5 protein-coding genes are annotated in these 8,772 nt (G+C 67.7%); 3 read left to right on the forward strand and 2 right to left on the reverse strand.

The window, feature by feature from the left end:
* Positions 1-189: 189 nt before the first annotated feature.
* The 3 genes from JHN45_RS07440 (at position 190) to JHN45_RS52820 (ending at position 6,541) form a co-directional block, all read left to right on the forward strand.
* Positions 190-3,108, forward strand: a complete 2,919-nt coding sequence (locus JHN45_RS07440; protein WP_201048451.1) for a glycoside hydrolase family 48 protein — start codon at positions 190-192, stop codon at positions 3,106-3,108.
* Positions 3,109-3,288: 180 nt separating this feature from the next.
* Positions 3,289-5,952 (forward strand): cellulose binding domain-containing protein, encoded by a 2,664-nt coding sequence (locus JHN45_RS07445; RefSeq protein WP_201048452.1) that lies wholly within the window; start codon positions 3,289-3,291, stop codon positions 5,950-5,952.
* Positions 5,953-5,974: 22 nt separating this feature from the next.
* Positions 5,975-6,541: a hypothetical protein gene (locus JHN45_RS52820; RefSeq protein ID WP_307783054.1), complete on the forward strand. Its 567-nt coding sequence runs from the start codon at positions 5,975-5,977 to the stop codon at positions 6,539-6,541.
* A gap of 20 nt (positions 6,542-6,561) precedes the next feature.
* On the opposite strand, the gene JHN45_RS07455 is transcribed toward JHN45_RS52820, so the two are convergent.
* Entirely contained in the window at positions 6,562-8,475 is a 1,914-nt protein-coding gene (locus tag JHN45_RS07455; protein WP_374195598.1) for a rhamnogalacturonan lyase, read from the reverse strand.
* Between the two features lie 39 nt (positions 8,476-8,514).
* Positions 8,515-8,772: WYL domain-containing protein (locus JHN45_RS07460; RefSeq protein WP_201048453.1), on the reverse strand; the 258-nt coding region annotated here is incomplete at its 5' end.

Here is an 8,772-nt window from a genome sequence, read left to right on the forward strand (position 1 = left end):
GACGGTAAAGGACAGGGGAGTCACAGACTTTCGCCGACTTTCCCTCAACCGACACCTGTCGAATCTTTTCGACTCCGTAAGCACCTTGACGGCTCTGACCCCCGTCCCCACGATGGGAGCGCTCCCACTGGTTCAAGGCTTGTTGCTGCTCCGCCCCCACCCCTCCGAGCCGCAAGGAGGAACCAGCACATGCACCCCAGAAGGAGACGCCGTTTGACGCGGCGACTGTGGACCGCTGTCGTGGCGGCCCTAGCACTTCCCGTCTCGATGCTCGCGACGGGCACAACTCCCGCCCAGGCGGCGACAGTTCAGTGCAGCGTGGACTACAAGACCAATGACTGGGGCTCCGGCTTCACCGCGGATCTGACCCTGACGAACCGGGGTACGGACGCGATCAACGGCTGGACCCTGACGTACTCCTACGCCGGCAACCAGAAGCTCAGCAACGGCTGGAACGGCACCTGGTCCCAGTCCGGCAGCGCGGTCACGGTGACGAACGCGTCCTACAACGGGACGATCGCCGCGGGCGCCGCCGTCTCGACCGGCGCGCAGTTCAGCTACAGCGGGACGAACACCGCGCCCACCTCGTTCGCGATCAACGGCACCACCTGCGTCGGTGCCCATCAGCCGCCGATCACGGTGCTGACCAGTCCGAGCACGGGCGCGATCTACACGCAGGGGGCCGCGATCCCGCTCGCGGCGACCGCGGCGGCGGCCGACAACGCGACGATCAGCAAGGTCGAGTTCTACGACGACACCACGCTGCTCGGCACGGACACGAGCTCGCCGTACTCGTTCTCGACCTCTGGTTTGACCGTGGGCAGTCATTCGCTGGTGGCGAAGGCGTACGACAGCCTGGGCGCGTCCGGCACGTCCGCGCCGGTCGGCATCACGGTCGCCTCGGGACCCGCGATCGTGGCCTCACCGACCCAACTGGGCATCCAGCAGGGGAAGTCGGGCACGTACGCGGTGTCGCTGTCCTCGCAGCCCTCGTCGAACGTGACCGTGACGTCAGCTCGCGCGAGCGGCAACACGGGCCTGTCGGTCACCGGCGGCGGGACGCTCACCTTCACGCCGTCGAACTGGAGCACCGCGCAGACGGTGACCGTCACGGCCGACGCGTCCGGCACCGGTTCGGCGGCCTTCGACTCGACGGCGACGGGCTTCACCAAGGCGACGGTCACGGTGACTGAGCTGGCGGCGGCGAACGCGTACGACGCCCGCTTCCTGGACCTCTACGGCAAGATCACCAACCCGGCGAACGGCTACTTCTCGCCCCAGGGCATCCCCTACCACTCGGTGGAGACCCTGATCGTGGAGGCGCCGGACCAGGGGCACGAGACGACGTCGGAGGCGTACAGCTATCTGCTGTGGCTGCAGGCGATGTACGGCAAGGTGACGGGTGACTGGTCGAAGTTCAACGGCGCCTGGGCCCTCATGGAGAAGTACATGATCCCGACCCACGCCGACCAGCCGACGAACTCCTTCTACAACGCCTCGAAGCCGGCGACGTACGCGCCCGAGCTGGACACCCCGAACGAGTATCCGGCGAAGCTCGACACCTCGGTGTCGGTGGGATCGGATCCGATCGCCGGTGAACTGAAGACCGCATACGGTACGGACGATGTCTACGGTATGCACTGGCTGGAGGATGTCGACAACACCTACGGCTACGGCGACACGCCGGGTGGCGGGTGCGAGGCGGGGCCGACGGCGAGCGGGCCGTCGTACATCAACACCTTCCAGCGCGGACCGCAGGAGTCCGTGTGGGAGACGGTGCCTCAGCCGACCTGCGACGCCTTCAAGTACGGCGGTACGAATGGGTACTTGGACCTGTTCACCGGTGACTCCTCGTACGCCAAGCAGTGGAAGTACACCGATGCCCCGGACGCCGACGCGCGGGCTGTGCAGGCCGCGTACTGGGCCGACACCTGGGCCAAGGAGCAGGGCAAGGGCGCCGACGTCTCGGCGACCGTCGGCAAGGCGGCGAAGATGGGCGACTATCTGCGGTATGCGATGTACGACAAGTACTTCAAGAAAATCGGCAACTGTGTCGGTCCGTCCACCTGCCCGGCCGGCACCGGAAAGGACGCCTCGGACTATCTGCTGTCCTGGTACTACGCGTGGGGCGGTGCCAACGACACCAGCGCGGGCTGGGCGTGGCGCATCGGGTCCAGCCATGTGCACGGGGGCTATCAAAACCCCCTGGCTGCCTACGCGTTGAGTTCGTACGCGGACCTGAAGCCCAAGTCGGCGACGGGCGCGGCGGATTGGGGTACCTCGCTGACCCGGCAGCTGGAGTTCTACCGCTGGCTGCAGTCGAGCGAGGGTGCCATCGCCGGTGGGGCGACGAACAGTTGGCAGGGGCGGTACGCGAGTCCGCCGGCCGGGACGTCGACGTTCTACGGCATGTACTACGACCAGCAGCCCGTCTACCACGACCCGCCGTCCAACCAGTGGTTCGGCTTCCAGGCGTGGTCGATGGAGCGGGTCGCCGAGTACTACCAGCAGACGGGGAACGCGAGCGCGAAGGCGGTTCTCGACAAGTGGGTGGCGTGGGCGCTGTCCAAGACCACGGTCAATCCGGACGGCACGTATCTGATCCCCTCCACGCTGCAGTGGTCGGGGCAGCCGGACACCTGGAACGCGTCAAGTCCCGGTGCCAACACGGGACTTCATGTCACCGTCGCCGACTACACCAATGACGTCGGTGTCGCGGCCGCGTATGCCAAGACGCTGACGTACTACGCCGCGAAGTCCGGGTCCGCCGCGGCGAAGACGACGGCGAAGGCTCTTCTCGACGGCATGTGGAACAACTACCAGGACAGTCTGGGCATCGCCGTTCCGGAGACCCGCGCGGACTACAACCGGTTCGACGACAGCGTGTATGTGCCGAGCGGTTGGACCGGGACGATGCCGAACGGGGACGCGGTCAACTCCGCTTCCACGTTCGCCTCGTTGAGGTCCTTCTACAAGAACGATCCGGCGTGGTCGAAGATCCAGAGCTATCTGGCGGGCGGGGCCGCGCCTGTCTTCACGTATCACCGGTTCTGGGCGCAGGCGGATGTCGCGTTGGCCATGGGGTCGTATGCGGAGCTTCTTGAGTAGTTGCGCGGGTTGGGTCGTTCTTTGGCTGCGGGTCCGTTGTGGCTGGTCGCGCAGTTCCCCGCGCCCCTAAGGGGGCGCTGCACCTCACGGCACATTCAAGAAACCGCCGGGCGGCCCCTGCCCGCACAGGGGGTCGCCCGGTCCTCTCACCTTTCCAACCCGCAAGGAGAGGACTCCCTCGTGCGAAGAACCCGTATCCTCACGGCCGTACTCGCCCTCGCCGCCGGCCTGTTGGCGGGCAGTCCGTCCGCCCTTGCCGCGAGTGCGCCGAAGACCGCGCTCGCCGCCGACACCTACACCTGGCACAACGCCCGTATCGACGGTGGTGGGTTCGTGCCCGGCATCGTCTTCAATCGGAAGGAGAAGAACCTCGCCTACGCCCGTACCGACATCGGCGGTGCCTACCGGTGGCAGGAGGCGACGAAGACCTGGACGCCGTTGCTGGACTCGGTCGGGTGGGACGAGTGGGGGCACACCGGGGTGGTGAGTCTCGCGTCCGACTCGGTCGACCCGAACAAGGTGTACGCGGCCGTCGGCACGTACACGAACAGCTGGGATCCCACGAACGGGGCCGTGCTCAGGTCGGCGGACCGGGGCGCGAGTTGGCAGAAGACCGATCTGCCGTTCAAGCTCGGCGGGAACATGCCGGGGCGCGGTATGGGAGAGCGGCTGGCGGTCGATCCGAACAAGGACAGCGTGCTGTATCTGGGCGCGCCCAGCGGGAAGGGGCTGTGGCGGTCGACGGACTCCGGGGTGACCTGGTCGCAGGTGGCGAACTTCCCCGACGTCGGCAACTACGTGCAGGATCCGACCGACACGAGCGGCTACGCGAGCGACAACCAGGGCATCGTGTGGGTCACCTTCGACGAGTCGACGGGTACGTCCGGCAGCGCGACGAAGACGATATATGTCGGTGTCGCCGACCAGGCCAACGCCGTGTACCGGTCGACGGACGCGGGCGCGACGTGGAGTCGGGTGGCCGGGCAGCCGACCGGGTATCTGGCACACAAGGGTGTACTGGATGCGGTCAACGGTTATCTGTACATCGCATACAGCGACAAGGGCGGGCCGTACGACGGCGGCAAGGGGCACGTGTGGCGGTACGCGACCGCGACCGGCACATGGACGAACATCAGCCCGGTCGCGGAGGCCGACACCTACTACGGTTTCAGCGGGCTGACCGTCGACCGGCAGCATCCGGGGACCGTGATGGCGACGGCGTACAGCTCCTGGTGGCCGGACACCCAGATCTTCCGCTCGACGGACAGCGGCGGCACCTGGACGAAGGCCTGGGACTACACGTCGTATCCCAACCGGTCGAACCGCTTCACCATGGACGTGTCCTCCTCGCCCTGGCTGACCTTCGGGGCGAATCCGTCGCCGCCCGAACAGGCCCCGAAACTCGGCTGGATGACGGAGTCGCTGGAGATCGACCCGTTCGACTCGAACCGCATGATGTACGGCACGGGCGCGACGCTCTACGGCACGGAGAACCTGACGAACTGGGACAGCGGCGGCCAGTTCACCGTGGAGCCGATGGTGCAGGGGCTGGAGGAGACGGCCGTCGAGGACCTCGCCGCTCCCCCGTCCGGCGGGGCCCAACTCCTCAGCGCGCTGGGCGACATCGGCGGGTTCCGGCACACGGATCTCACCAAGGTTCCCTCGATGATGTTCACTTCGCCGAACTTCACCACGACCACGAGCCTCGACTTCGCGGAGACCAACCCCAACACCGTGGTGAGGGTGGGCAATCTGGACTCGGGGCCGCACATCGCGTTCTCGACGGACAACGGCGCCAACTGGTTCGCGGGGACGGACCCTTCGGGCGTGAGCGGTGGCGGCACGGTGGCCGCGGCGGCGGACGGGAGCCGGTTCGTGTGGAGTCCGGCGGGTGCGGGTGTGCAGTACACGACGGGCTTCGGCTCGTCCTGGTCGGCGTCCAGCGGTATCCCGGCGGGTGCGATCGTCGAGTCGGACCGGGTCGACGTGAAGACCTTCTACGGCTTCAAGTCGGGGAAATTCTACGTCAGTTCGGACGGCGGGGCGACCTTCACCGCGTCCTCGGCCACCGGGCTGCCCAGCGGTGACAGCGTGCGGTTCAAGGCGTTGCCCGGCACGAAGGGGGACGTGTGGCTGGCGGGCGGGGCGAGCGACGGGGCGTACGGGCTGTGGCATTCCACGGACGGCGGCGCCAGTTTCGCGAAACTCGGGAACGTAGGCCAGGCCGACACCATCGGCTTCGGCAAGGCGGCGACCGGTGCCTCGTACCAGACGCTCTACACGAGCGCGAAGATCGGCGGCGTACGCGGCATCTTCCGTTCGACCGACAAGGGCGTGAGCTGGACGCGGATCAACGACGATGCGCACCAGTGGGGTTGGACGGGTGCGGCGATCACCGGTGACCCGCGGGTGTACGGCCGGGTGTACGTGTCGACGAACGGGCGCGGGGTCGTCTACGGCGACTCCTCCGACGCCGGTGACGGAGGCGGCGGGGGTGGCGGCACCGATCCGACGCCTCCCACGGGCGCCTGCTCGGTCACGTACAAGATCACCAACCAGTGGACGGGCGGCTTCCAGGCCGACGTCCAGGTGACCAACACCGGCTCAACCACCTGGAACGGCTGGTCACTTGGCTGGTCCTTCGCGGACGGTCAGCAGATCGGCCAACTGTGGAACGCCGACTGGACCCAGTCCGGCGCGACCGTGACGGCGAAGAATGTGAGCTGGAACGGGACGGTGGCGGCGGGTTCGTCGGTGGGGTTCGGGTTCACGGGGAGTTGGTCGGGGGTGAACACGAAGCCGAGCGTGTTCAAGGTGGGCGATCAGAGCTGCGTGGTGACCTGAGCAGGGGGCGCGTACCTCAGGGGTGCGCGCCCACCACTTCGACGTCACAAATCAGTTACCTCTCCTTCACGCTCCTCACGCCACCCTCTTCGTTCTCGGTGCGCTGATCGGGGCCGCGGGCAACAGCGGTGGTGGTGACGGCGACAGGACGAGTGCTGAACCCGCCGCGACCAGGACAGTCACCGCCTCACCCGAGGCCGCCAAGGTCGAGAAGGCCGAGCCCGCGCCCACGATCACCGTCACCGTCACGAAGACCGCCGAGGCCAAGGCGACGAAGGCCGCGACGAGTGGCGACGACGCTCCCGCCGGCAAGGCTCTCTTCAAGGTGTGGGGCAGTGCGCCCTCGGGTGTCGACATCACCTACGGCAGCGATGGCACCAACCTCCAGGGCAAGGGGCTGCCCATGACGAAGACACTGGCCGTGGACGGTGACGCCCTGTACTACCAGGTCACTGCCCAGCTCCAGGGCGGCGGCGACGTCCACTGCTCCATCACCATCGACGGCAGGACCAAGTCGGGCCGGGCGCAGGGCGGTTACAACATCTGCTCGGCCCAGCTGAACTCCGACTTCAGCGGCGGGTTCAGCTGAGCCGACCGGCCTCGACGGTTCTACGGTGTGTAGACAGTCGGCCGAGGTGCCGTAGCCATCCCGTCGCCGATGTAGAAGCTCGGGTGGGGCGGTTGGTTGTATGCAGTGTTCTGCCAGGCCAGGGCTGTGCGGTACTGGGTGTCGTGGAGCAGGGTCGTGATCCTGGTGGTCGTCTCGTACGGGGTCGAGTAGATCCGTAGCGCCGTGTTGTCGGTGGTGGGCCAGACGACCTCTTCCCGCCAGTCGCCGAGGATGTCCCCGGAGAGGGTCGGGGTCGCCTTGGTGCTGTTGTTGGAGTGGACGTCGGCGCCGGTCAGGAGGCGGGTGTCGGCGGTCGTGCCGTACTTGTCGATGTGGGTGGAGTCGAGGAGTTCGCGTACCGGGTCGGCGTCCCACCAGGACAGGAAGTTGGTGCTGGAGGGCTTGCGGGTGGATACCACGGTGCCCTGGGGGTTACGGACTCCGCTCTCCGATGCCGACCAGGACTCGGCGCCGGGGCTGCCCGCCCAGATGTCTCCGGAGACGCCCCGGCCGTTGTCGCCGTTGGCGGGTGTGGACCAGATGATCGCGCCGGTCTTCGCGTCCGCCATCCACGAGGACGGTTTCGAGGAGTCCTCGTCGACCTTGAACTCCTCCAGGCCCGGGCGGGACGGGTCGAGGTCGCCGACGTGCATCGCGTCGCCGTGGCCGTTCTTGGTGGTCCACAGGCCGTAGCCGTTGTCGTCGACGGCCATCGAGCCGTAGACGATCTCGTCCTTGCCGTCGCCGTCGACGTCGGCGATCGCCAACTGGTGGTTGCCCTGGGCGTCGTAGCCCTTGCCGGTGTTGGTCGAGGAGTTGGTGTCGAAGGTCCAGCGGCGGGTGAAGGCGCCGTTCCGCCAGTCCCAGGCGGCGATGACCGTGCGCGTGTAGTAGCCGCGCGCCATGATCAGGGAGGGGCGGCTGCCGTCCAAGTAGGCGGTACCGGCGAGGAATCGGTCGACTCGGTTGCCGTAGGAGTCGCCCCAGGAGGAGACCGTGCCGCGGGCCGGGACGTAGTCGACGGTGCTCATCGCCTTGCCGGTCCGGCCGTCGAACATGGTCAGGTACTCGGGTCCGGACAGGACGTAGCCGCTCGAACTGCGGTAGTCCGCAGCCGAGTTGCCGATGACGGTGCCGGTTCCGTCGACGGTGGCGTCGGCCGTCTTCATGGCGACCTCGGCCTTGCCGTCGCCGTCGTAGTCGTACACCTGGAACTGTGTGTAGTGGGCGCCGGAGCGGATGTTGCGGCCCAGGTCGATGCGCCACAGGCGGGTGCCGTCGAGTTTGACGCCGTCGAGGATGGTGTTTCCGGTGTAGCCGGACTGGGAGTTGTCCTTGGCGTTCGTGGGCTGCCACTTGAGGACGAAGTCGAGTTGTCCGTCGCCGTCGAGATCGCCTACGGAGGCGTCGTTGGCCTCGTAGGTGTAGGCGACTCCGTCAGGGGTGGTGCCGCCGGCGGGTGGGGTGATGGGGACGTCCTTGTAGCCCGTGCGGAATTGGATGGCGTGGACGGAGTCGGCCTGTTCGACGCCGCCGACGATCGCGCGGACCGTGTAGTCGGCCTGGGCGGGCGCGCCGGCGTGGAAGTAGTTCGTGGAGCCGGTGATCGGGGCGGAGTTGACCTTCGTACCGGCGCGGTAGACGTTGAAGGAGACGGTGTCGGGGTCGGTGCCGAGCCAGCGCCAGCTGACCAGGTTGCCGCTGTCGGTGTGGACGCTGACGACGCCCCGGTCGAGTGCCTCGACCTGGCGGGCGGTGGCTGCCTGGGCGGTTCCGCCGGTGGTGAGTCCGGCGAGGACCAGGGCCGCGGCGGCGGTCAGTGCGGAGAGTACGGCCCTTCGTCTGCGGGACCGGTGCGGCGGGCGCGGGGGCGGGGGCACTTGCGGGCGCACTTGCGGGTGCGGGTAGCTCACGTGACGTACCTCCTGGGAGGACGGACGGGTTCCGTGCTCTCAGTCGCCGCTGTCGGTGAGCAAGTTGCCGTATCTTTCGGCCAGTTCGGCGACCGTGCGGGTGATCCGGTCGCGGAGTTCGGGTGGTGAGAGGACCTCGATGTCCGTGCCGAGGCGCAGGAACTCGCCGTGCGCGTGGTCGATGGACTCGATGGGGACCGACATCTGGGTCCAACCGTCAGGTTCTGCACGTCCGTTGAGGGGGACCGCCCGGGCGAGGGTCGCGCCGGGTGCGAGCCGGACCACTGCCTCGCCGCG

It is taken from the genome of Streptomyces sp. MBT53, assembly GCF_016654115.1.
Taxonomy (GTDB): domain Bacteria; phylum Actinomycetota; class Actinomycetes; order Streptomycetales; family Streptomycetaceae; genus Streptomyces.

What these genes read in the sequence shown, in the direction of transcription:
- JHN45_RS07440 (WP_201048451.1), top strand. Translation starts at nt 190, where the DNA reads ATGCACCCCAGAAGGAGACGCCGTTTGACGCGGCGACTGTGGACCGCT.